We start from the raw sequence: 22,194 nt of genomic DNA, 5'->3' as shown, positions 1-22,194 counted from the left end.
GTTTTACCCGGATGGCGTGGCTGTAAAAAAATCTTCAATGGCGTTCGAAAAATAGCGTGACCTGTCAATTTTCGTACAGGCGTGTCAGGGCGGCGGCTACTTCACGTGCACGTAAATAATTTCCTGCCTGCTGGGAGGCAGGGCCATGTGGCTCCCCGTGCATGGCATTTGCCTGCGCGAGCGGCTGGCGGCTGGGCTAAAATCATCGACGCCGTCCGGCCAGGGCCGGGCGGCAGACCACGTGTGCCATGCTGCCGACCATAGCGCAGCGGTACCATCCGCCAAATCAGGGAGAACCGAGAATGACCAACCGTCGCAGTTTCATCACCGGCGTGGCCGGCCTTGCCGCCGCCACTGCCATCCCCAATGTCTTCGCCCAGGCCGCCGCTGCGACCGGCTCCACGGAACCGACCCTGGCCCGCGTGCAGCGGACCAAGACCCTGCGCATCGGTGCCGTGCGCGGTGCCGCACCGTACTACAACAAGGACCTGGCCAGCGGCGAGTGGGGCGGTTTCATGATCGATTTCGCCAAGAGCCTGGCGGCCAGCCTGAACGTGAAGCTGGACATCACCGAAACCACCTGGGGCAATTCGGTGCTGGACCTGCAGACGCACAAGATCGACCTGTTCTTCGGCATGAACCCGACCCCGGCGCGCCGCGAAGTGATCGGCTTTACCGAACCGCTGTTCCTGAACGCCTTCACGGTGGTCTCCAAGAAGGAGTTCAAGACCTGGGCCGACCTGAACAAGCCGGAAGTCAAAATCGCCGTGGACATCGGTTCCTCGCACGACCAGATGATCAGCCGCGTCTGTCCCAACGCCACCATCGTGCGCCTGGAAAAGGCGGACGACGCCACCCTGGCGCTGCAGACCGGCCGCGTCGATGCGCAGGTGCTGGTGTGGCTGCTGGCCCTGAACATCCTCAAGAAGAATCCTGCGCTGGGCAAGATGTATGTGCCGCAGCCGCTGGAAGCGACTTCCACCAACATCGGCGTACCCAAGGAAGAGGACAAGGCCTGGGTCGAGACCATCAACAAGTGGATCGCCGCCGAGCGCGCCGCCGGCAAGATCAAGCCGACCGTGCTGGGCAATCTGCAGAAGCTCTCCGGGGTGAAGCCGGAGGATGTACCGGCGCAGATTCCGCTGTAATCCATGGGCCTCCAGGCCATGCAGTGAACAAGGTAAAAACCCGCACCGGTGATGCCGTGCGGGTTTTTTCATGGCAGGGCGGATCGCCTCTGATGCAATTGAATCATTTGATTCGCTTGAACTCGCTGGCCTGGAGCACCACCTCCAGCAGGGTTTCCAGCTTGATCATGCGCTCGGTGAGGTTTTCGATCCGTATCTGTTGCTGACGCAGGGCTTCGCTTTGCCGGATCACCTTGTCCTCCAGCTTGATGACGGTCGCCAAGGCGCTCCAGATACGGCCGGTAATGCCGAACATCAGGCGCTCCAGGACCGGGCGGATGCGTCCAGCGCAGCCAGCCGTGCATTGCTGGCCTCGATGAAGGCCAGCGACGCATCGGCGCTGGCTCCGGCCCGTTCGGCGGCTTCCTGCGCCAGAATGGCCAGTGTGTCCAGCTCCTCTTCCCATTGCGCAGCCTCATACGCCAGGGCACCGAGACACATCAGCTCCGAGATCTGCAGCCCCAGTTTGCGGGCCTTGGCAGCGATGATTTTCTCTTCTTGCGCGGTGGCTTCGACCACGATGGTTGCGACGGCAGCAGTACGCATGATGAACCTCCTGACAGGGAAAGGGGAGAACCGCGAACTTGCCTGATGCCCTGCCTGAAGTCGAGGCCATTGCAGATTTTTGCAGGAGGGTCTCGATTTTTTGCGGAGCATCTCTCGCACGCTGGTAGCGTCTTTTTGCAAGCCGGCATCATGAAGCAGAAAAATATTCGCTGACAATTTGCAAGCACAAGAACGCCGCTGCCGGGCTTTTGTCTTGTTGGCCGGGGCCTGTGAACCGCCCCTCATGCTCCGATCAGCGTCGACATGAGCCCCCCTTCGCGCCTTGAGACAAGCGTCTCACCATCCCCCGATGCTGCGCCGCAGGACAACTCGCCGCGCACGCTGTGCTACAACATCACCCATCGCTTCACCGTCGTTTGCGCCCTGATCCGCATTGATGCCGATGGATCCGCGCAGTGCCGTCCAGCCAGGAGCCCCCCATGCCCTACGTTGCGAAAGTCAGCCATCTCGACCGCGTGCGCCGCCTGCTCGACGGCCAGCCCGATCCTGCCGCCAGTCCCTACCTGCAACGGCTGAGCTCGTCTTACCTGCGTTCGCTCGACCAGCACCATCTCGACCCGGCCGACATGCGCGGTCCGCGCGTGCTGAGTTCCGGCGAGCTGCGCCAGGTCCAGCAGGGCGAGGAAGATTTCCTGCGGGCATCAGGGCAGTGCCTGTCGGTGCTGCACCAGACCGTGCGCGAAGCCGATTACTGCGTGATGCTCACCAATGCCGGCGGCACCACCATCGACTATCGCGTGGACCGCGAGCGCCGGCATGATTTCAAGCGGGCCGGTCTCTATCTCGGTTCCTGCTGGTCCGAGAGCGAAGAGGGGACTTGCGGAGTGGCCGCCGTGCTGCAGGATGCCTTGCCGATCACGGTCCACAAGAGCGATCACTTCCGCGCCGCCTTCACCACGCTGACCTGCAGCGCTGCCCCCATCTTCTCGCCGTCGGGTGAGCTGATCGGCGTGCTCGATGCCTCGGCGATCCGCTCGCCCGATGCGCGCGACAGCCAGAATCTGGTCAACCGCATCGTCCAGCAAAGCGCTACCCTGATCGAGGATGGCTATTTCCTCAATGCCATGGCCTGCGCCTGGGTGCTGCTGGTCCATCGCAGCCGCCATTACGTGGAAGCGCAACCGGAAATCCTCATCGCCTTCGATGCCCTGGGCAACATCATCGCGGCCAATCGCCGCGCGCGCGAATGCATCGCCGGATTGCAGCAATTGCCGCGCCCCATGGGCGAGATCTTCGACCTGCAGTTCGAACGCCTGCTCGACAGCCGCGCCCTGCAAGGCTTGCACCTGCTGCGCCTGCATGGCGGCAGCACGCTCTATGGCCGCGTACGCGCACCCGTCTCGCGTGCGGTGCGTCCGGCCCGTGCCCATGCGGCGGCGACGCCGGTGGCCACAAGCAGCGAGAGCCCCGTCATCGAAGCCAATGAACGCCAGGAGCGCGACCAGATCGTCGCCGCCCTGACCGAATGCAAATGGCGTGCGCCGCACGCCGCCCAATTGCTGGGCATGTCACGCGCCACGCTGTACCGGCGCATGGCGCGCTACCGCATCCTGCCGCCGCATCGACGTTAGCGCGGCAGGCTTCACCGAGGCGGTCACAGAACCGCCACCCCCCATCCAACCACGAGATCTATTGTCGAGATAGAGGAGACTTGTCATGCCCGAAGAAACCCCCAGCCAGACCATCGCGCACCTGCTGGAAACCCTGCAGGCCGCCCTGCGCGAAGGCAATGCCGCCAAGGCCGCCGCCCTGTTCGGGGAGGACGGCTACTGGCGCGATCTGATTGCCTTCACCTGGAACATCAAGACCCTGGAAGGCCGCGACCAGATCTGCGCCATGCTGCAATCGCAGCTGCCGCAGCTGGGATCGATACAGCTGCGTCCCGATCCCGATGAGACGCCCTCGCAAGCCGATGGCGTAACCCAGGGCTGGATCCTGCTGGAGACCGCCGTCGCCCGCGGCAAGGGCTACCTGCGCCTGCGCGACGGCAAGATCTGGACCCTGCTGACCACCGCCGCCGAACTGAAGGGCCACGAAGAACCCAAGGGCGTGAACCGCCCGCGCGGGGCGGTGCATGGCGTGCATACGCAGCGCCGTACCTGGAAGGAAGAACGCGAAGCGGAGGCGCGTGAACTGGGCTACCAGCAGCAACCGTATTGCCTCATCATCGGCGGCGGGCAGGGGGGCATTGCGCTGGGTGCGCGGCTGCGCCAGCTGGGTGTGCCGACCATCATCATCGAACGCAACGAGCGCGCCGGCGACAGCTGGCGCAAGCGCTACAAGTCGCTGTGCCTGCATGATCCGGTGTGGTACGACCATCTGCCCTACATTCCCTTCCCCGAAAACTGGCCGGTCTTCGCGCCCAAGGACAAGATCGGCGACTGGCTGGAGATGTATGCCAAGGTAATGGAACTGAACTATTGGGGCTCCACCGTCTGCAAGTCCGCCAGCTTCGACGAAGCCACGCAGAAGTGGACCGTGGTGGTCGAGCGTGAAGGCAAGGAAGTCGTGCTGCAGCCGACCCAGCTGGTGCTGGCCACCGGCATGTCGGGCAAGCCCAATGTGCCGCAGTTTCCCGGAGCGGAAAACTTCCGCGGCGATCAGCATCACTCCTCGCGCCATCCCGGCCCCGATCCTTATCGCGGCAAGAAGGTGGTGGTGGTCGGCTCCAACAATTCGGCGCACGACATCTGCGCGGCGCTCTGGGAGAACGGCGTGGACGTGACCATGCTGCAGCGGTCCTCCACCCACATCGTCAAGTCCGATTCCCTGATGGAACTGGCCCTCGGCGATCTCTATTCCGAGCGCGCAGTGGCCAGCGGCCTCACCACAGGCAAGGCCGACCTGCTGTTTGCGTCGATCCCCTACAAGGTCTTGCCGTCGATGCAGAAGCAGGTGTTCGACAAGATCCGCGAACGCGATGCGGATTTCTATCGGCGTCTCGAAGAGGCCGGTTTCCTGCTCGATTTCGGCGATGACGATTCCGGCCTGTTCATGAAATACCTGCGGCGCGGCTCCGGCTACTACATTGACGTGGGTGCCTCCGAGCTGATCGCCGACGGCAAGATCCGTCTCAAGAGCGGCGTCGACGTCAAGGAGATCCGCGCACACTCCATCCTGCTCTCCGATGGCAGCGAATTGCCGGCCGACGTGATCGTCTATGCCACCGGTTACGGTTCCATGAATGGCTGGGCCGCCGACCTGATCTCGCACGAGGTGGCCGACAAGGTCGGCAAGTGCTGGGGCCTGGGATCGGCCACCACCAAGGATCCGGGACCGTGGGAAGGCGAACAGCGCAACATGTGGAAGCCCACGCAGCAGCCCGCCCTGTGGTTCCATGGCGGCAACCTGCACCAGTCGCGCCATTACTCGCTGTATCTGGCGCTGCAGCTGAAGGCGCGCATGGAGGGTATTCCGACACCGGTGTATGGCTTGCAGGAGGTGCATCATCTCCGATAAGGCCCGCGCCTGAGACCGGCAAGGGCAGATGAAAAAAATGGCGCACAGAGAAATCTGCGCGCCATTTTTTCGTCGGGCTGAAAAGCTGCTGTCAGCGCGGTTTCGATGCCATCTCCATCACTCCCGGTCAGGCATTGAAGCGGGCCAGGAAAGCCTGCGTTGCCGCCTCGCGCGGATTGTCGATCACCTGCGACGGCGGTCCGGCTTCCACCACCACGCCATCGCGCATGAACACCACCTGGTCCGCCACTTCACGGGCGAAGGCGATCTCGTGCGTGACCAGGATCATGGTCATGCCATCGGCGGCCAGGCCACGAATCACGTTGAGCACTTCACCGACCAGCTCCGGGTCCAGCGCCGAGGTCGCTTCATCGAACAGCATCACGTCCGGCTGCATGGCCAGCGCGCGGGCGATGGCGATGCGCTGCTTCTGGCCACCGGAGAGCTTTTGCGGATACATGTCGGCACGGTCCGACAGGCCCACCTTCTGCAACAGCGCCATGGCCTTGGCGCGCGCTTCGGCCTTGGGCGTGCGCAGCACGGTGACCATGCCTTCCATCACGTTTTCCACCGCCGTCATGTGCGGGAACAGGTTGAAGTGCTGGAACACCATGCCGGTGCGCGCCCGGAAGGCGGCCAGCTCGCGGTCCTTGGGCAGGCGCGACTTGCGGCCGTTGAATTCGAAGTGGCGCTCGCCGATGCGTACCGTGCCCAGGTCCGGCACGGTCAGCAGGTTCAGGCAACGCAGCAGCGTCGACTTGCCCGAGCCCGAGGGGCCGATCATGGCCACCACGCTGCCTTTGGGCACGGCGATGGAAATGTCCTTGAGCACCACGTGCTCGCCAAAGGCCTTCTTGAGATTGCTGATCTGGATCATCGCGTCCGCATGTTGATTGTTCATCGTCTTCTCCTCAACCATGCTGGACCGACAGGCGGTTTTCCAGGCGCTTGGCCCAGATGGTGGCCGGCAGCAGGATCACGAAGTAGATGATCGCCACCAGGGTGTAGATTTCCAGCGGACGATAGGTTTCGTGGGCGATGATCTGGCCCTGGTACAGCAGGTCGGGCACGGCCAGTACCGACAGCAGCGAGGTGTTCTTGAGCTGCATGATGGACTGGTTCACCAGCGGCGGCGTCATGCGTTTGAAGGCCTGCGGCAGGATCACGCGCTTCATCAGCTGGAAACGCGTCATGCCCAGTGCCCAGCCCGCTTCGGACTGGCCGACATCGATGGAGACGATGCCGCCGCGAATGATCTCGGAATAGAACGCACCGCCATACAGCGCCAGCGACAGCATGGCCGCCGTGCCCGCCGACATCTCGATGCCCAGCAGCACCGGCAGCGCATAGTAGAACCACACCAGCTGCACCAGCACCGGCGTGCAGCGGAACACTTCGACGAAGGCGCGCAGCGGGCCGGAAATGAAGGGGTTCGACGACAGCCGGCCGAGGCCCACCACCAGACCGACCAGCAGGCCGAGCGCGATACAGGCTACGGTGTAGGAGAGGGTATAGACGAAGCCGATTCCGATGATGCTCCTGAATTGCCAGAGCGAGCCGAAGTCCCATTGATACATCTGCGATTTTCCTTGGTTGCCAATTGCATGAGCCCGGGGAGGGCAGGGTGTGCAGCGCATGCACGAACCATGCCCTATCCCTCCGGGGCAGTTGTGCGCCGGGTACCGGGAGGAGGGAGGACGTGGGAAGAACTGCCCGCGCATGGATTGCAGGCGACCGCAACCGACGCTGCGGCGTGCCGCGAACCCGGCCATTGTAAAGGAGAACGCCTGGAGCACGAACTGAACAAAACGTCTCATCATGCGCCGGGAACCCCCGTAGATGCGGGCTTTGGCTAAAATGACGGGATTGCGCAAGTGAAGTGTTATGCCAAATTCCCGGTCAGCGGGAACGTGCTGTTTCACCTTTTGGATCATGAACCCGTCCCCTTTTTCTTCCATTCCTGCTGCCAGTTCTCCCCTTTCTGTGCGTGTCATCCTCATCACCGGTGCCGCGCGCGGCATCGGTGCGGCGGTGGCCACCACCGTGGCGGCACCCGATGTCGCCCTGGTCCTGCATGCCCGCAGCGAATCGCCGGAGTTGCAGGCGGTGGCGCAGCAATGCCGCGCGCAGGGCGCGCAGTGCACGCTGGCGCTGGGCGACCTGGCTGATGCGCACACCGCAGCGCAGTTGCGTGACGCTGCGCTGACGCACTACGGAAGGCTCGATGCACTGGTGGCCAATGCCGGCTTTGCCGATCGCAAGCGCATTGGCGAACTCGATGAGGCGGACTGGTCGCGTTCGCTCGATGCGCTCCTGGGCGGCTTTTTCCGCTTGATCACGGCTTGCCGCGAGCCGCTGCAGGCCAGCGGTCAGGGCCGTGTGGTGGCCGTCAGCTCCTTCGTGGCCCACGTGTTCCGCCTGGGGGAATCGGGCTTTCCCGCATCGGCGGCGGCCAAGGCGGGCATCGAGGCCCTGGTGAAATCGCTGGCGGTGCAGGTGGCCGCGGCCGGGGTGACGGTCAACGCGGTGGCGCCCGGCTACGTTCAGAAAAGCGATCCGGCCAAGTCGGCCATCGACCCGGCCGCCTGGCAGGCGGCGCTGGCGCGCATCCCGCTGCAGCGCCTGGGACAGCCGCAGGAGATCGCCAATGTGATCGCTTTCCTCCTCAGTCCGGCGGCTTCCTACGTCACCGGACAGGTATGGCATGTGGATGGCGGACTCACCCTGTAATGTGAAAACGATTTAAATCGTTTAAATCATTTATATCATTCACATCATTTGCATCATTTACTTTTTTCGGAAGTTGAACTGAGACCATGCGCATCATCGTGCTGGGCGCCGGCATCGTCGGCGTCACCACTGCTTATTTCCTCCGCGAGCGCGGCCATGAAGTGGTCGTGGTGGAACGCCGCGCCGAGGTGGCGGCCGAGACCAGCGTCGGCAATGCCGGCCATGTCTGCCCCTCGTATGCCACGCCGTGGGCGGCTCCCGGCATGCCGGCCAAGTCGCTGAAGTGGTCGGTGCAGAGCTGGCTGGGGATCGAGGCGGCCTTGCGTTTCACGCCGCGCCTGGATGCGCATCAGTGGAAGTGGCTCAAGACCTTCCTGGCGCAATGCACGCCCGAGCGCTATGCCGTCAACAAGGCCCGCATGGGGCGCCTGGCACGCTACAGCCACGGCCAGTTGAAGCAGATCCGCGAGCGTCTCGATATCCGCTACGAACAGACCACCGGCGGCAACCTGCAATTGTTCCGCACCCAGGAAGGGCTGGACAATGCCGGGCTGTCGACCAAGGTATTGGCGGAAGCCGGCGTGCCTTTCGAGCTGCTGGATGCCGATGGCTGCGTGGCCTTCGATCCGGGCTTGCATGCGGCCCGTCATGAATTGAAGGGCGGTTTGCTGTTGCCGATGGATGAAACCGGCAATTGCCCGCTGTTTGCGCGCGCGCTGGCCGGCTGGCTGCAGGCGCATGGGGTGGAGTTTCACTTGTCCACAGAGGTGCAGGCCATCGAGGTGGCCGGTGGCCAGGTCAGCGGCCTGCGCACACCCACCGGTACCTTGCGCGCCGATGCCTACGTGGTCGCCTGCGCCAGTGCGTCAGTACCGATGCTGAAACCCCTGGGGCTGGATCTGCCGATCTATCCGGTCAAGGGCTATGCCATCACGGTGCCGGTGGCCGATCCCAAGAGCGCGCCGCGCAGCGGTGTCATGGACGAGTACTACAAGGTCGCCATCACCCGCATGGGCAATCACATCCGCGCGGCAGGCACGGCCGAGATCGGCAGCTGGGATACGCGGGTGACCCCGCGCGATTGCGCCACCGCGCTGAAGTCGCTGAAGAATCTTTATCCACAGGGCGCCGATCTGGCCAAGGTCGAATACTGGGCCGGACTGCGACCCATGACACCGGACGGCGCACCGCTCATCGGTGCCACCCGCTATGCCAACCTGTGGCTCAACGCCGGCCATGGCTCCAATGGCTGGACCACGGCCTGCGGGTCCTCGGCCATCATCGCCGACAAGATCTCGGGCGTGGCCAGCGCCATCGAGAGCGCCGACCTGGAGCCGCAGCGCACGTTCTGAGCGGAGCGCTGCCGATCAATGATCAATGATCAGCGATCAAACAGCGCATCCACATTGTCGCCATTGCTGAAGCTGCTCACGGCCCAGCCGCCAGGCGTCTTGTAGAAGATGAACATCCACGGGATGGCCTGGCGTTCGGTTTTTTCGATGTAGGTGAGCTTGATCAGCGATTCGCCCACCTTCTCGGAACGGATGAATTCGTAGCCGACCGAATTGCCGACCAGCGCTTCGATGGCCGTGCGCGCGCTGCGTGCACTGGTGCGTGCGCCCTCGAAGGCGCGGATGTCCACCAGCGCATAGGGCGAAAGCAGGCCATAGGCATCATCGGTGCGGCCGGCACCGGCCTGGGCCATGACCTTGTCGGCCAGGGCGCGCACTTCGGCGTCGGATTTGAGGGTATCGGCCTGGGCGGCCTGCAGCAGGCCGGTGAAGGCGAGGGAGGCCAGCAGGGAACGAATGATGAGCGAGGGCATGGAAGTCTCCTTGTAAGGCAGCACATGAAACGGCACAGGCGGCTATTGTGCCAGTACTGTGCAGGTCCCCGCCAAGCCTTGTATTTGCGTGACGTACGTGGCTGTTAAGCCTGCACAGGGTCAGCGTAAATCAAGGTAAAACGGTCCTGAGGCTGCAATATGCGCCGCTATGATGGGCAGCCTGTAATCCCGGCCACCTGCGCCATGCAGGGATCGTGAAAGCCAAGGGATTGCGCTCGGGGAGAGCATCATGCGCACCATCATCATTGCCACCTTGCTGGCTTCATCGCTGTCGGGCTGCATCGTCACGTCCGGCAATGCCCTGGTCGACGCCGTGGGACTGGTCGGATCCACCGCCTCCAGCGTGCGCGCGATGACGCCCAACTCGGTACAGAATCCCATCGTCTACAGCAAGGATCCGATCCACGAAGTCTGCATCGAGTGGAATGGCTCGGTGGCGCTGAGCGACTTCGTGCCCGGCCTGCAGGGCGAGCTGCAGAAACACGGCGTGCAGAGCCGCGTCTACGATGCCGGTACCCAGTCGCTGGCCTGCCCCGTGACGCTGAGCTATGTGGGCTACGTCAAATGGGACACCAAGGTCTTCACCGATGCCTATACCCCCTATCTCACCTATGCCGCACTGACCCTGCGCCGCGAAGGCCGCGTGCTGGGCACGGCGCAGTACCGGCTCGGTTCCTTCGGCCAGGACAAGTGGGCCAGCGCGGGTGACAAGCTGGCACCGCTGATCGATGCGCTGTTCCCGGGCAATCCGCAGGTGGCGGACAATTCGCCGGACAACATGCGCAGCGCGGCCAACGGATTCTGAAGCCGGATTCGGAAGACCAGATACGGCGCACACGGCGCACTCGGCGATCACGCTGTTGCGCCTCCAATGAAAAACGGCAAGCTGCGCGCTTGCCGTTGTCGTTTGCAGACCGGGTGATCTCGCGCCTGCAGCGCGTACCCGATCACATCATCATCCGATCACCAGATGGTCAGCAGGCGGCGGAAGAAGTTGCCATCGGTGCTGGCATCCGCAATGGAGCCGCCGCCGACCTGTTCCAGCCGCGCATCGGCCACGTTGGAGGAGGCCACGATGCCGCCGCGGATGTCACGGGTGCGCACCACACCCGAGAAGCGCAGGGTGTTGGTGTTGCCGTTGACGCCGATGCGCTTTTCACCGGCCACCACCAGGTTGCGGTTGGGCAGCACTTCGACGATGGAGACCATCAGCGTGCCGGTCATGGTGTTGGTATTGCTGCTGTCGCCGGAGCCCTTGAAGGTATTGCTGCCGTTGGCCGAATAATTGGCGTCGTACAGTTGCGTGAACAGTCCGCCCAGCGGCGCGCCCGAGCCCGGGCCCTTTTGCGTGAGCGTGGTGTCGCGGCTGTTGGTGGTGGCCGCCTTGTTGCTGCTGCTGATGGATTCCGAGATGTCGATCTTGATGATGTCGCCCACGTTGTAGGTGGTCGGCTCTTCGAACAGCTGCGCGCTGGAGACGCGGAAGATGGCACCATTGTTTTCCACGTTGGCCACCTGATAGGCCGGCCGCACGCTGGTGGGCCCGGTCACCATGGGCGCCGGGCTGTTGCAGGCCGACAGCGAGACCGATAGCGAAACGGCCAGTGCGCTGGCACCGGCAAGGCGATACTGGAATGTCATGGTACTCCCCCGATGGCGGCCAGGCTGGATGCCCGGCACGAGCCACCGCCCGCTGTTGCCTGCTTCTGAGCTGCTGCTTGCCTGAGGCGGGCAGCCACCTCGCAGGAAGCATGAACGCGCGGGCGGCGCGTGCAGGGATGATGGTGGCTGCAGGCGTAAGCAGCGGTTAGGCCCGTGTAAAGTGCGGCAAACAATCATCAATGGCGGTTAAGTCGTACGCTGGACAGCATTAAGCGCAGATGAATGCTCCTGCGAACGAGCATTAAACACGGGGCACGGAGGTCATACGGATGAATCCGGCGGCCCCCTTTTTCGCCGCAGGCGCTGCCGTGGACGGCACGCCACAGCCGCGCTGTTGTGATCGCTTTGACTCGGGCTTGACTCTGGTTTGCCCTCAATGCGTCTGCGTTTTTCCGTGCATAATGACGCCACCCCCAACTCAGCGGTCCCGCCTGGCGTGATCGCACTCCATCATGGCAACAGACAAGAACCAGGCCGCCACCAGCGCCGAGATTGCAGCGCCCAGCGTGCACGAGCAGCTGGTATCGGCCCGCATCCGCCAGCGCATCAAGGCGGCCGGCGTGCGTTTCCACGCCAACGACAATATCGCCGCCTTCATCCGGGAAGGCGAACTGGAGCAATTGCAGGCCGAGGTACAGTCCAAGCTGGCCGCGGTGCTGGAGAGCCTGGTGATCGATGTCGAGAGCGACCACAACACCCAGGACACCGCCAAGCGCGTGGCCAAGATGTACCTGAACGAAGTTTTCAAGGGCCGCTACCAGGCGGCGCCTCCGGTGACCGAGTTCCCCAACATCGAGCGCCTGAATGAGCTGATGATCGTCGGCCCGATCACGGTGCGCAGTGCCTGCTCGCACCACCTGTGCCCGATCATGGGCAAGGTGTGGGTGGGCGTGATGCCCAATGAACATTCCAACCTGATCGGCCTGTCCAAGTACGCACGCCTGCTGGAATGGATCATGAGCCGCCCGCAGATCCAGGAAGAAGCGGTCTCCCAAGCCGCCGACCTGCTGATGCAGAAGCTGCAGCCCGATGGCCTGGCCATCGTCATGGAAGCCGATCACTTCTGCATGCACTGGCGCGGCGTCAAGGATGTGGAGTCGAAGATGATCAACAGCGTCATGCGCGGCTCCTTCCTGCGTGATGCCAACCTGCGCCGTGAATTCCTGGCGCTGATTTCCCAACGTCAACGAGGTTAATCATGCTGGTTCGTCTGATCTACGCAAGCCGCTCGCGCGAGACCATCACCCACGAGACCATCGAGGGCATCCTGGCTGCCTCGCGCCAGCGCAATCCGCAGCAGGGCATCACCGGCGTGCTGTGCTACAGCGACACGACCTTCGTGCAGGTGCTCGAAGGCGGGCGCGATCAGGTCAATCGCCTGTATGGCCGACTGCTGCGTGATGACCGTCATCAGGACGTGATCCTGCTGGCTTATGAATCGATCGACGAGCGCCAGTATTCCTCCTGGACCATGGGCAAGATCCGCCTGGACAAGATCAACCGCTCGCTGTTGCTGAAGTATTCGGTCACGGGCGAACTCAATCCCTACGATGTTTCCAGCTGTTCCACCGTGGCGCTGCTCAATGAGCTGGCCTCGACGGCGGCCTTCGCCCAGCGCGATTGATGGCGCAGGTTCGCGCGGATGTGAGAACGGCACCTTGCGGTGCCGTTTTTTTTGGGGGGGCTGCGTGATTTTCGCGGGCTTAATCCAGGTCGATGCTGGGCAGGCTGCGGATGCCCCACTTGGCCGGATCGGCGTAGGCCACGATCTTGTCGCCCCCACGGGCCAGGTCGATGATTTCCGGCTTGAGCGGCATGCGGCTGGTGGTCGAGTAGAACAGTTTGATGCGCGGGGTGAGCAGGTGCTCCGGCCGCTGGTCCACCACGATCCCCAGCCGGCCCGATTGCAGGATCACGCAGGAGCCGGTCGGGTAGATGCCGATGGCCTTGACGAAGGCTTCCATCGTGATCGGATCGAAATGCCCGGCGCTGGCGGCCATGTGGCGGATCGAGCGGGCCGGATCCCAGCCGGCCTTGTAGGGACGGTTGGAGGTGATGGCATCGTAGACGTCGCACACCGCGCCCATCTTGGCCATGATGGAAATGCTGTCGGCCTTGAGATTGAACGGATAGCCGCTGCCGTCGATCTTCTCGTGATGGTGCAGCGAGACATCCAGTGCGGCTTCGCCAATTCCTTCGATCTGTTTGAGGATGCTGTGGCCCTGTACGGTGTGCGAGCGCACCGAGGCGAATTCTTCTTCGGTCAGCTTGGCGGGTTTGTTGAGGATATCCAGCGGCACGGCCATCTTGCCCACATCGTGCAGCAAGCCGGCCATGCCGGCTTGCTTGATCTGTTCCTGCGTCATGCCGAGCTGGTTGGCCAGCGAGATCATCATCGCGCAGACCGCCACCGAATGCATGTAGGTGTAATCATCGGTGGTCTTCAGCCGCGCCAGGCTGATCAGCGCATCGGCATTGCGCGAGACCGAGGAGGTGATCTCGGTCACCAGTTCGGCGGCATCCTTGACGTCGACCGTCTTGCCCATGCGCGCTTCGGAAAACATGTTGAGCACGGTGGACTTGGAGGAGGAGATGATGCGCGCCGCGCGTTCACGTTCTACCGCCGTCTCGGTGCGGGTGGCCGGCTTGCGCACGGCCACCGTGGCGCTGGCACCCTGGTGGGCGATGGCGATCTCGGCGGGGGGCGCGGCGTCATCCTGCTCCGCCTCGCCGGTCTCGTCGTCGATATCGTGTTCGGGGGCGATGTCGCGGCCCTTGGCCGTGTCGATGGTCACTTCGTCGACCGGGCACTCGCGCAGGGTTTGCAGGTCTTCCAGCGTTTCGATCTTGAAGGATTTGCGCCAGAAAGGATGATTGATCCATCCGCCGGGGATGGAATGAACGTACATGCCCAACCGTAATTGAGCCAAGGCGATGGATTTCAACATATCGAATTCAGGTCTGTGCCTGTCGCTGGTTCCCGTACTGAAAGCGGTTCGATTTCCCTGATGAAATGGACGCCTGTTGTCTGAAGGAATGAAGCTCGGCGATGTTCTGTGAACATCATTCCACTGACGAGCTATCGTAACAGAATGGCATCAGTTTTACGCGGCTTGTCGTCATCTTGCCGACGAATTTTACCTGCGTCCGCACGGAAGTTTATGTGCGGAAAATGTTTGATCTGAAGATCGTTGAAAAATTGATGTAATACCGAGACAGGCAGCCACCGCCTGAGAATCCGGCCGACGGTGGCTGTGAGGAATGGTGAGAAAAACTTATTTTTTCAGTGGCGGCGCATAAGGGTTGCTGGTGAGCAAACGCAGGAAGCTGGCAATGCAGGCCACCCCCGCAAAGGCGGCGCCGAAGCCGAGGGCAAAGCGCGAGCCCTGGGTCTCCGACAGGTTGAAGCACAGCGCCACCAGCGCGGCCCCGACACTCTGGCCGAGCAGCCGTGCCGTCGCCACGATGCCGGAGGCACCACCGCTGCGATGCGGCGGGGCGCTGGTCATCAGTGCCTTGAGATTGGGCGACTGGAAGAAGCCGAAGCCCATGCCACAGAGCAGCATGCGCCAGCTGATTTCCCATACGGTGGGCGCAGCCGGCATGAAGGTCATCGATAGCAGCCCTGCACACAGGAGCGCCAGCCCGACGCCGCCGAGGATGCCGACCGGATAGCGATCCGACAGCCGTCCGGCGATCGGTGCCATGATCGCCACGGCCACCGGCCAGGGTGTCATCAGGAGACCGATCTCGACCTGGCTGCGGCCCAGGTCATGGTGGAAGAAGAAGGGCAGCGAGACGAAGGCGAGGCCCTGCGCCGCGAAGGAACACACGGCGGTGATCGCCGAGAGCGTGAACATGGGATGGCGGAACAGGTCCACCGGCAGCATCGGTGCCGGATGCGACAGTTCGCGCTTGAGCAGGAACAGGCCGCAGACGATGGCGGCGCCCAGTTCCAGTCCGACCACGCTGGCCTCTGCCTGGTGCGCGCCTTCACCGATGGCCAGGATCAGCAGACCGAAGGCAGCCGCATTGAGCACGGCGCTGCGCAGGTCGAAGGCGTGTGTCGACAGCGCGGTATGCGGCAGCGAGGGCAGGGCCAGGATGACGGCCGCCACGCCCAGCGGCACGTTGACCGCAAACAGCCACGGCCAGGGTGCGATGGCGAGGATGCCGGAGGCGACCGATGGTCCTACCGTGAAGGCGATGGCCACGATCAGGGTATTGAGCCCGACGCCACGGCCCAGTGAGCGGGTCGGATAGATGAATCGGATCAGCGCGGTGTTCACGCTCATGATGCCGGCCCCGCCCAGTCCCTGCAGGAAGCGCGCCATCACCAGCGTGGGCAGCGACCAGGCCACCGCGCACAGCAGCGAGGCTGCGGTAAAGAGCACCAGTCCCCAGATATAGATGCGGCGGTAACCGACGATTTCCCCCAGCGCCGCCAGCGGCAGCAGCGCCACCATCATCGCCAGCTGATAGGCGGTGACGATCCAGACCGAGGCTGCCGGTGTGGTGTTGAGGTCCAATGCCATGGCGGGCAGGGCCGTGTTGGCGATGGCGGTGTCGAGCGTGGCCAGGCCGACCGCGATGCCCAGCGCCAGGATGGCGCGCCCGCGCTGCTCGGGCGGCAGGCCCTCGCCAGCGATGACGATGTGACGGGCAGGATCGGACGTGCCGGAAGTGGAAGGCTGCGAGGACATGGTTTGGTTGGGTGTTGGCGGTGCAAGCGTGCTGGTGCTGCCGCTTGTTGTCGTGGTTGTCTTGGAGGTCCTGGAATGCGCGCCACCCCGCAAGGCAGCGCCGGTCAATGATAGCGGGGAACGCCCGGATGCGCAGGCGGCGGCCACACGCGGGGCGGCTGCGCTATGATGGCGGTTTGCGCCAGCGCGGCTGGTGCCTTTGATCACGGAGTGGCAAGCATGTCCAAACAGCAGTTGTCGGAGCGCCTGTGCGCATGGATCGATCAGCATTTCGAGGAAGAGGTCGGGGTCCTGCAGCAGTTGATCCGCATCCCCACCGATACCCCGCCCGGCAACAACGCCCCGCACGCCGATGCGGTGGCCGAGCTGGTGCAGTCCTGGGGCTGGCAGGCCGAGAAGCACGCGGTACCGGCCGACCAGGTGCGCGACTATGGCATGCAGAGCATCACCAACCTGATCGTGCGCCGTCCCTATGGCGACGGTGGACCGACCCTGGCGCTCAACGCCCACGGCGACGTGGTGCCGCCGGGCGAAGGCTGGACCCATGACCCGTATGGGGGCGAAGTGGCGGATGGCCGCATCTATGGCCGTGCGGCAGCGGTTTCCAAGAGCGACTTCGCCAGTTATATCTTCGCCACGCGCGCGCTGGAGTCCTTGGGGGCAGCGCTGCGCGGCGCAGTGGAACTGCACTTCACGTATGACGAGGAATTCGGCGGCGTGCTCGGCCCGGGCTGGCTGCTGGAACAGAAGCTGACCCGTCCGGATTATGTGCTGGCGGCCGGCTTCAGCTACAACGTGGTGACCGCCCACAATGCCTGCCTGCAGTTCGAGGTGACCGTGCATGGCCGCGCCACGCACGGCTCCATGCCCGAGACCGGCCATGATGCCCTGCAGGCGGCCAATGCCATTCTCAATGCGATCTATGGCGCGCTGCCGGGATTGAAGGACATCCGCTCCTCCATCCCGGGCATCAGCCATCCGACCATGATCGTCGGCCGCATCGACGGCGGTACCAATACCAATGTGGTGCCGGGCAAGGTGGTGCTGAAGATGGACCGCCGCATGATTCCCGAGGAAGATCCGGCGCAGGTCGAAGCTGGCGTGCGCAAGCTGATCGAAGACGCAGTGGCCGGCCTGCCGGGCATCCGTGTGGAAATCCGCCGCCTGCTGCTGGCGCGTGCGCTGCGCCCGCTGCCGGGTCACGAGAAGCTGGTGGACAGCCTGCTGCGCAATGCCGAACAGGTCATGGGCGAGACCCTGACCACCAATGGTTCGGCGCTCTATACCGATGCCCGCCTGTATGGTGAAGCAGGCATTCCGGTGGTGCTGTTCGGGGCCGGTCCGCGCACGCTCATGGAATCCAATGCCAAGCAGGCCGATGAGAACCTGGCGCTGGATGACCTGAAGAAGGCCACCAAGGTGGTCGCCCTGATGCTGCTGGATTTCCTCGGTCCGCAAGACTGAGGCCGACGCCGTTCCGGGCGCGCCCGCGGTCCTCCGTGGCAGGTCGCGCTCGCGGAATTGCCGTGGGGAAACGTCGCCGCATCGCAGGCCGCCCGACAAATGATTACAATGTGTGCCCGCAACAGCGTGGCCGGCGTTTCCTGTCGGCATGTTTCGGGCCGGAGGGCAGTGCGCCAGCCGGATAACCAGGCAAGTCTTGTGGGACCGAGATCAATCGCATGTTCAACGCCATCGAGCACACTCATCCGCCCCAGTCGCCCGCCGGCCGCAAGCCCGGCTATCTTGGATTGTCGTTCCGGCAGTTGCTGCTGGCGGCTTTCCTGCTGATCGCCGCGCTCCTGAGCGGTACGTCCATCCACGCCCTCTTCACACTGGACCGCATGTCGGCCAACAGCCGCGAGACGGCGCGCCAGGCGGTGCAGCTGACCGAATCCGCCCAGCGGCTGGCCGAGCGCACCGTGGCCATGGAGCGCAGTGCGCGCCAGTACCTGGTGCTGGATGACCGCGCTTTCCATGATCGTTTCAACGAGGCGCGCGAGCAGGCGCGCCAGGCTTTGGGTGAATTGTCGGATTCGCTGCCGATGGCCCCGCGCGACCTGTTCAGCCAGTGGGGCGTGTATGTGGATGAAGCCGCCGGCGTGCTGGAGGCGGAGTCGCGCAAGGACAAGGGCGAGCAGGCCAAGCTGTTCCAGGATTTTGCGCGCCTGCCCGCGCTCAATGAACGCATCGCGCTGGAGAGCCGGCGCGAGGTGGATCGCCGCAACAATGCGTTATCGGCGGCGCTGGAGCAGCAGCGCCAGCTGCTCACCGCACAGGTGGTGGGGGCCATCGTGCTGGCGGTCTTGCTGGCGTTCTGCTTCGGACTCTGGCTGTCGCGTCCGATGGCACGGCTGGAGCAGGCCATTGGCCGGCTGGGTGACAATCGCTTCGACCAGCCCATCGACGTGCGCGGCCCGGCCGACATCCGCCGCCTGGGCCAGCAGCTGGACTGGCTGCGCCAACGGCTGGCGGATCTGGAGGCGGAGAAGTCGCGCTTCCTGCGCCATGTCTCCCATGAATTGAAGACCCCGCTGGCGGCGCTGTGCGAAGGCGCGGCCCTGCTGGATGACGGCGTGGCCGGGCAACTGACCGAGAACCAGCGCGAGATTGCCCGTATCCTGCGCCAGAATACCCAGTCGCTGCAGACCCAGATCGAGGATCTGCTGCGTTATAACGAAGTCTCCTTCGATGCCCAGCGTATCCATCCGGTGCCGGTGGACCTGCGCGCGCTGCTGCACAAGGTGATCGACGACCAGCGCCTGCAATGGCTGGCGCGCGAACTGAAGGTGGAAATCGAGGGTGCGGCCCGTACCGTGGTGGTCGATCCCGAGAAGATGGCCATCGTGCTGGCCAACCTGCTCTCCAATGCCGTGCGCTTCAGCCCGCAGGGCGGCTTCATCCGCTTCCTGCTGAGCGAGGCTCCGGGCATGGTGCGGGTGGAATGTCTGGACCAGGGGCCGGGCGTGGCACCGACCGATACCGCCCGCATCTTTGAACCCTTCTACCAGGGCTTGCATCAGCCCACCGGTGCCCGCCGTGGCAATGGCATCGGGCTGTCCGTGGTGCGCGAGTACGTACAGGCGCATAGCGGCAAGGTCTATCTGGTCCCGCGTGAGGGCGGGGCGCATTTCCGAATCGAGTTGCCTGATGAAAAATAAGATCCTGATCCTGGCTTGTTCCGTCGTGCTGGCCGCGTGTGTGGGGCCGCAGCCGTCCGCACCGACGTCGACCGTCCAGCTCATCCAATCCTCCAGCAACATCGACGAACTGCTGGCCTACAACGCCCAGCTGCGCAAGATGACGCCGGCCGAACTGGGCCGCGAGTTGCAGCGTGTCAATACCTATCCGGCCGGTCCGGCGACCAATGTGCGCCGCGCCATGGCCCTGTCTTTGACGCGCGACGCCATCGACCTGGCCAAGGCCGAAGCCCAGCTATGGAACGTCATGGCCGATCGCAGCGTCGAAGCGGAGAAGCTCAAGCCTCTGGTGCAGTTGCTGGTTGGACATTATTCCGACCTGCGCCGCGTGGCCGACGGTGCCGAGAAGTCCTCGGTGCAACTGAAGGAAGCGCAGCGCAAGGTCGATCAGCTCAACGACAAGCTGGAAGCGCTCAAGAACATCGAACGGACCCTGCCGGCTGGCGGCAAGTAATCTGCATCCCCGAAGACCCGGGGATGCCGCCATCCCGCCGGGGCCGTTCCCTTTACTGGAACTGGAGTCCCGATGGGAAAGACTGCCCCCCTGATGCTGGTCGACGATGATCCCGACCTGCTGCGATTGCTGACGCTGCGCCTGAACGCCAGCGGCTACCGCATCCTGGCCGTGGAAAGCGCCGAGGCCGCCCTGGCCCAGCTGGCCATTGCGCTGCCGGCGCTGGTGATCACCGATGTGCGTCTGCCCGGCATGGATGGGCTGGCGCTGTTTGCCGAGATCCGCAGCCGCTATCCGGCCTTGCCGGTGATCCTGCTCACCGCCCATGGCACCATTCCCGATGCCGTCGAGGCCACCACGCAGGGGGCCTTCGCCTATCTCACCAAGCCGTTTGATGGCCATGTCCTGCTGGACAAGGTGGCGCAGGCCCTGAGCCTGTCCGCGCCAGCCCAGGAGACGCCGGATGAAGCCTGGCGCGCCGACATCATCAGCCGCAGCCAGCGGGTCGATGAACTGTTGGCCGAGGCCCGGCTGGTGGCGGCCTCCGACGCCAGCATCCTCATCCGTGGCGACAGCGGTACCGGCAAGGAAGTGCTGGCCCGCGCCATTCACCGCGCCAGTCCGCGTGCCGGGAAGCCCTTCATTGCCGTCAATTGCGGTGCCATTCCTGAGCAATTGCTGGAGTCCGAACTGTTCGGCCATGTGAAAGGCGCATTTACCGGCGCTGTAGAGCATCGTGAAGGTTTATTCCAGGCGGCGGAAGGCGGTACCCTGTTTCTCGATGAAATCGGGGATATGCCGCTGGCCTTGCAGGTCAAGCTGTTGCGCGTACTGCAGGAAAAGACCGTGCGGCAGGTGGGGGCCAACCAGGCTGCCGAGGTCGACGTACGGGTGATCTCGGCCACCCACCGCGACCTGGAGGCGGCCATGAATGAGGGGCACTTCCGGGCCGATCTGTATTACCGGCTCAATGTGGTCACGCTCAGCCTGCCGCCGCTGGAAGAGCGGCGTGAGGATATCGCGCTGCTGGCCAATCATTTCCTCAAGACCATCGCCGCGCGCTATCCCAAGCGCCTGACGGGATTTGCCCCGGATGCGCTGGAAGTGCTCAGCCTGGCCCACTGGCCGGGCAATGTGCGCCAGCTCTATAACGTCGTGGAGCAGGTGTGCGCGTTGTCGACCGCGCCGCTGATCCCGGCGTCGCTGGTCCAGCGCGCTTTACGGGTGCCGACGCTGGATCTGCTGCGTTATGCAGAGGCCAAGCAGAAATTCGAGCGGGATTACCTGGTGCGGCTGCTGAAGCTGACGGATGGCAATGTCTCCGACGCGGCCCGGCTGGCTGATCGCAATCGAACCGAGTTTTACCGGCTGCTGCAGAAGAATGGACTGGATCCAAGGCGATTCCGGGGTGGCGAGGAGGCCGTCGTGATGGAGCGACAGGACGGAGTCGTTTGAAATCAAGGAGTTGCGCTTGTCGCTAGGACATGATGTCGGGTCCGGCCGACGGAAATGGTGGGTTTGCCGGCTCATCTTTGCTGCCGGACTGCTGAGTTCGCGCGATAAGTCACTGATTTCATTGAGGATAGCTTGGGGTGGCATGGCATTTGCGAACGTATAGACCAGAGTTGCCCGCCTTGGTGAAGGGAAGGGCAATGCCAGGTCCACCTCATTGAACAAGGAGAACTCCATGAAGACATCTTCACTTGCAGCACGACTGCTGGCCGCCGCCATGGTGATGGCCGCTGCCGCGCCGGCAGTCCGCGCGGCGGATTCCGCCAGCACCAATGCGCCCTCTGCGCAGAAGGCCGGCGCCTATATTGACGATTCCGTGATCACCGCCAAGGTGAAGGCGGCGCTGGTGGAAGACAAGCAGATCTCTTCCATGAAGATCAAGGTCAGCACCAAGGATGGCGTGGTCACTCTGAAGGGTTCCGTCCCCAGCGCCGAGCTGGGCCAGCATGCCTTGCAATTGGTCGCCGGGGTCGAGGGAGTGCGCGATGTGAAGAGCGACCTGACCGTGAAGGCGGGTTAAGCAGAGCCGCTTGGGTTTGCAGAAAATCCGGTAATTATTTGAATTATTTAGACCAGTAAAAAAGAATCCGGGCCGTCCCGCCAGGGATGGCCCGGATTCTTTTGGTTTTTTTCGGTGCTGGCCAGAATCTCTGAGGCCCAAGCTGGGTAAGGCTTTTCGGCGTACCAGACGGAGCCTGGCCCATATCCTTCTAAATTATTTTGAACTATTTTTCAAAAAGTACTTGCGCGCTGCCGGATGCGTTGCTATAGTTCGCCCCCTGCTGACGAACAAAACGATTCGCAGCGATGCAAACAGCGCCAAGCGCGTTTGCGACAGACAGATCTTTAAAAATTAACAGCCGATAAGCGTGGG

The 22,194-nt window shown here is 63.5% G+C and carries 21 protein-coding genes; 13 read left to right on the top strand and 8 right to left on the bottom strand.

The genetic code is table 11. From position 1 onward, the window contains the following. Positions 1-302: 302 nt before the first annotated feature. Complete coding sequence (locus JOD78_RS25660; protein WP_039790280.1) at positions 303-1,148, top strand: transporter substrate-binding domain-containing protein; 846 nt, start codon at positions 303-305, stop codon at positions 1,146-1,148. Between the two features lie 103 nt (positions 1,149-1,251). Here JOD78_RS25660 and JOD78_RS25655 read toward each other — a convergent pair whose 3' ends face one another. Together JOD78_RS25655 and JOD78_RS25650 are read right to left on the bottom strand one after the other, a co-directional pair. Further along, a complete protein-coding gene (locus JOD78_RS25655; RefSeq protein ID WP_134137698.1) occupies positions 1,252-1,443 on the bottom strand; it encodes a hypothetical protein in 192 nt (63 codons plus the stop codon). Beyond that, the gene (locus tag JOD78_RS25650; RefSeq protein WP_121037493.1) at positions 1,443-1,733 is read right to left on the bottom strand and encodes a hypothetical protein; all 291 of its coding nucleotides are present in this window, start codon (positions 1,731-1,733) and stop codon (positions 1,443-1,445) included. The genes JOD78_RS25655 and JOD78_RS25650 overlap by 1 nt, the downstream gene beginning before the upstream one ends. Before the next feature lie 440 nt (positions 1,734-2,173). On the opposite strand from JOD78_RS25650, the gene JOD78_RS25645 reads away from it, so the two are divergent. Both JOD78_RS25645 and JOD78_RS25640 read left to right on the top strand, forming a co-directional pair. Beyond that, a complete protein-coding gene (locus tag JOD78_RS25645; protein WP_134137699.1) occupies positions 2,174-3,325 on the top strand; it encodes a helix-turn-helix domain-containing protein in 1,152 nt (383 codons plus the stop codon). Positions 3,326-3,410: 85 nt separating this feature from the next. Then, positions 3,411-5,213, top strand: coding sequence for an NAD(P)/FAD-dependent oxidoreductase (locus tag JOD78_RS25640; RefSeq protein WP_209570010.1), 1,803 nt, complete (start codon positions 3,411-3,413; stop codon positions 5,211-5,213). 127 nt (positions 5,214-5,340) lie between these two features. Here the strand turns inward: JOD78_RS25640 and JOD78_RS25635 are convergent, their stop codons facing one another. Together JOD78_RS25635 and JOD78_RS25630 are read right to left on the bottom strand one after the other, a co-directional pair. Beyond that, on the bottom strand, positions 5,341-6,114 hold the full coding sequence (locus JOD78_RS25635; protein ID WP_134223948.1) for an amino acid ABC transporter ATP-binding protein: 774 nt from the start codon (positions 6,112-6,114) through the stop codon (positions 5,341-5,343). A gap of 10 nt (positions 6,115-6,124) precedes the next feature. After that, positions 6,125-6,790 carry an amino acid ABC transporter permease gene (locus JOD78_RS25630; protein WP_008333808.1) on the bottom strand — a complete coding sequence of 222 codons (666 nt, stop codon included), beginning with the start codon at positions 6,788-6,790 and terminating at the stop codon, positions 6,125-6,127. A 355-nt stretch (positions 6,791-7,145) separates the two neighbouring features. Here JOD78_RS25630 and JOD78_RS25625 point away from each other — a divergent pair, with 355 nt between their 5' ends. Then, on the top strand, positions 7,146-7,943 hold the full coding sequence (locus JOD78_RS25625; RefSeq protein ID WP_121037504.1) for an SDR family NAD(P)-dependent oxidoreductase: 798 nt from the start codon (positions 7,146-7,148) through the stop codon (positions 7,941-7,943). A gap of 86 nt (positions 7,944-8,029) precedes the next feature. Then, positions 8,030-9,295 carry a D-amino acid dehydrogenase gene (locus JOD78_RS25620; protein ID WP_209570012.1) on the top strand — a complete coding sequence of 422 codons (1,266 nt, stop codon included), beginning with the start codon at positions 8,030-8,032 and terminating at the stop codon, positions 9,293-9,295. 29 nt (positions 9,296-9,324) lie between these two features. Here the strand turns inward: JOD78_RS25620 and JOD78_RS25615 are convergent, their stop codons facing one another. Then, positions 9,325-9,768, bottom strand: coding sequence for a hypothetical protein (locus tag JOD78_RS25615; RefSeq protein WP_209570014.1), 444 nt, complete (start codon positions 9,766-9,768; stop codon positions 9,325-9,327). Between the two features lie 250 nt (positions 9,769-10,018). Between JOD78_RS25615 and JOD78_RS25610 the strand changes: the two genes are divergently transcribed. Beyond that, entirely contained in the window at positions 10,019-10,594 is a 576-nt protein-coding gene (locus tag JOD78_RS25610; protein WP_034338990.1) for a hypothetical protein, read from the top strand. A 158-nt stretch (positions 10,595-10,752) separates the two neighbouring features. Here the strand turns inward: JOD78_RS25610 and JOD78_RS25605 are convergent, their stop codons facing one another. Further along, positions 10,753-11,430, bottom strand: a complete 678-nt coding sequence (locus tag JOD78_RS25605; RefSeq protein WP_209570016.1) for a flagellar basal body L-ring protein FlgH — start codon at positions 11,428-11,430, stop codon at positions 10,753-10,755. Between the two features lie 473 nt (positions 11,431-11,903). Here JOD78_RS25605 and folE point away from each other — a divergent pair, with 473 nt between their 5' ends. Further along, positions 11,904-12,647: a GTP cyclohydrolase I gene (gene folE / locus JOD78_RS25600; protein WP_039790264.1), complete on the top strand. Its 744-nt coding sequence runs from the start codon at positions 11,904-11,906 to the stop codon at positions 12,645-12,647. A gap of 2 nt (positions 12,648-12,649) precedes the next feature. After that, entirely contained in the window at positions 12,650-13,075 is a 426-nt protein-coding gene (locus tag JOD78_RS25595) for a BLUF domain-containing protein (protein WP_034338998.1), read from the top strand. 79 nt (positions 13,076-13,154) lie between these two features. On the opposite strand, the gene JOD78_RS25590 is transcribed toward JOD78_RS25595, so the two are convergent. Further along, complete coding sequence (locus JOD78_RS25590; RefSeq protein WP_034339001.1) at positions 13,155-14,399, bottom strand: HD-GYP domain-containing protein; 1,245 nt, start codon at positions 14,397-14,399, stop codon at positions 13,155-13,157. Positions 14,400-14,726: 327 nt separating this feature from the next. After that, a complete protein-coding gene (locus JOD78_RS25585) occupies positions 14,727-16,154 on the bottom strand; it encodes an MFS transporter (protein ID WP_209570018.1) in 1,428 nt (475 codons plus the stop codon). 219 nt (positions 16,155-16,373) lie between these two features. Here JOD78_RS25585 and JOD78_RS25580 point away from each other — a divergent pair, with 219 nt between their 5' ends. The 5 genes from JOD78_RS25580 (at position 16,374) to JOD78_RS25560 (ending at position 21,840) form a co-directional block, all read left to right on the top strand. Further along, positions 16,374-17,618 carry a M20/M25/M40 family metallo-hydrolase gene (locus tag JOD78_RS25580; RefSeq protein WP_039790261.1) on the top strand — a complete coding sequence of 415 codons (1,245 nt, stop codon included), beginning with the start codon at positions 16,374-16,376 and terminating at the stop codon, positions 17,616-17,618. 218 nt (positions 17,619-17,836) lie between these two features. Further along, positions 17,837-19,315: a HAMP domain-containing sensor histidine kinase gene (locus tag JOD78_RS25575; RefSeq protein WP_134137708.1), complete on the top strand. Its 1,479-nt coding sequence runs from the start codon at positions 17,837-17,839 to the stop codon at positions 19,313-19,315. After that, the gene (locus JOD78_RS25570; RefSeq protein ID WP_034339018.1) at positions 19,305-19,808 is read left to right on the top strand and encodes a hypothetical protein; all 504 of its coding nucleotides are present in this window, start codon (positions 19,305-19,307) and stop codon (positions 19,806-19,808) included. The genes JOD78_RS25575 and JOD78_RS25570 overlap by 11 nt, the downstream gene beginning before the upstream one ends. A 72-nt stretch (positions 19,809-19,880) precedes the next feature. Beyond that, positions 19,881-21,263, top strand: coding sequence for a sigma 54-interacting transcriptional regulator (locus JOD78_RS25565; protein ID WP_039790255.1), 1,383 nt, complete (start codon positions 19,881-19,883; stop codon positions 21,261-21,263). 232 nt (positions 21,264-21,495) lie between these two features. Further along, positions 21,496-21,840, top strand: a complete 345-nt coding sequence (locus JOD78_RS25560) for a BON domain-containing protein (protein ID WP_209570020.1) — start codon at positions 21,496-21,498, stop codon at positions 21,838-21,840. Positions 21,841-22,194: the final 354 nt, after the last annotated feature.

The organism is Herbaspirillum sp. 1130 (assembly GCF_017833835.1).
Classification (GTDB): Bacteria; Pseudomonadota; Gammaproteobacteria; order Burkholderiales; family Burkholderiaceae_D; genus Herbaspirillum; species Herbaspirillum huttiense.
Note: the sequence above shows the minus strand (reverse complement) of the source record. Positions and strands in the feature narration are given on the sequence as shown.

What these genes read in the sequence shown, in the direction of transcription:
- JOD78_RS25565 (WP_039790255.1), top strand. Translation starts at nt 19,881, where the DNA reads ATGGGAAAGACTGCCCCCCTGATGCTGGTCGACGATGATCCCGACCTG.
- JOD78_RS25620 (WP_209570012.1), top strand. Translation starts at nt 8,030, where the DNA reads ATGCGCATCATCGTGCTGGGCGCCGGCATCGTCGGCGTCACCACTGCT.
- JOD78_RS25610 (WP_034338990.1), top strand. Translation starts at nt 10,019, where the DNA reads ATGCGCACCATCATCATTGCCACCTTGCTGGCTTCATCGCTGTCGGGC.
- JOD78_RS25640 (WP_209570010.1), top strand. Translation starts at nt 3,411, where the DNA reads ATGCCCGAAGAAACCCCCAGCCAGACCATCGCGCACCTGCTGGAAACC.
- JOD78_RS25575 (WP_134137708.1), top strand. Translation starts at nt 17,837, where the DNA reads ATGTTCAACGCCATCGAGCACACTCATCCGCCCCAGTCGCCCGCCGGC.
- JOD78_RS25630 (WP_008333808.1), bottom strand. Translation starts at nt 6,790, where the DNA reads ATGTATCAATGGGACTTCGGCTCGCTCTGGCAATTCAGGAGCATCATC.
- JOD78_RS25645 (WP_134137699.1), top strand. Translation starts at nt 2,174, where the DNA reads ATGCCCTACGTTGCGAAAGTCAGCCATCTCGACCGCGTGCGCCGCCTG.
- JOD78_RS25650 (WP_121037493.1), bottom strand. Translation starts at nt 1,733, where the DNA reads ATGCGTACTGCTGCCGTCGCAACCATCGTGGTCGAAGCCACCGCGCAA.
- JOD78_RS25615 (WP_209570014.1), bottom strand. Translation starts at nt 9,768, where the DNA reads ATGCCCTCGCTCATCATTCGTTCCCTGCTGGCCTCCCTCGCCTTCACC.
- JOD78_RS25590 (WP_034339001.1), bottom strand. Translation starts at nt 14,399, where the DNA reads ATGTTGAAATCCATCGCCTTGGCTCAATTACGGTTGGGCATGTACGTT.
- JOD78_RS25560 (WP_209570020.1), top strand. Translation starts at nt 21,496, where the DNA reads ATGAAGACATCTTCACTTGCAGCACGACTGCTGGCCGCCGCCATGGTG.
- JOD78_RS25585 (WP_209570018.1), bottom strand. Translation starts at nt 16,154, where the DNA reads ATGTCCTCGCAGCCTTCCACTTCCGGCACGTCCGATCCTGCCCGTCAC.
- JOD78_RS25660 (WP_039790280.1), top strand. Translation starts at nt 303, where the DNA reads ATGACCAACCGTCGCAGTTTCATCACCGGCGTGGCCGGCCTTGCCGCC.
- JOD78_RS25580 (WP_039790261.1), top strand. Translation starts at nt 16,374, where the DNA reads ATGTCCAAACAGCAGTTGTCGGAGCGCCTGTGCGCATGGATCGATCAG.
- JOD78_RS25655 (WP_134137698.1), bottom strand. Translation starts at nt 1,443, where the DNA reads ATGTTCGGCATTACCGGCCGTATCTGGAGCGCCTTGGCGACCGTCATC.
- JOD78_RS25595 (WP_034338998.1), top strand. Translation starts at nt 12,650, where the DNA reads ATGCTGGTTCGTCTGATCTACGCAAGCCGCTCGCGCGAGACCATCACC.
- JOD78_RS25570 (WP_034339018.1), top strand. Translation starts at nt 19,305, where the DNA reads ATGAAAAATAAGATCCTGATCCTGGCTTGTTCCGTCGTGCTGGCCGCG.
- folE (WP_039790264.1), top strand. Translation starts at nt 11,904, where the DNA reads ATGGCAACAGACAAGAACCAGGCCGCCACCAGCGCCGAGATTGCAGCG.
- JOD78_RS25635 (WP_134223948.1), bottom strand. Translation starts at nt 6,114, where the DNA reads ATGAACAATCAACATGCGGACGCGATGATCCAGATCAGCAATCTCAAG.
- JOD78_RS25605 (WP_209570016.1), bottom strand. Translation starts at nt 11,430, where the DNA reads ATGACATTCCAGTATCGCCTTGCCGGTGCCAGCGCACTGGCCGTTTCG.
- JOD78_RS25625 (WP_121037504.1), top strand. Translation starts at nt 7,146, where the DNA reads ATGAACCCGTCCCCTTTTTCTTCCATTCCTGCTGCCAGTTCTCCCCTT.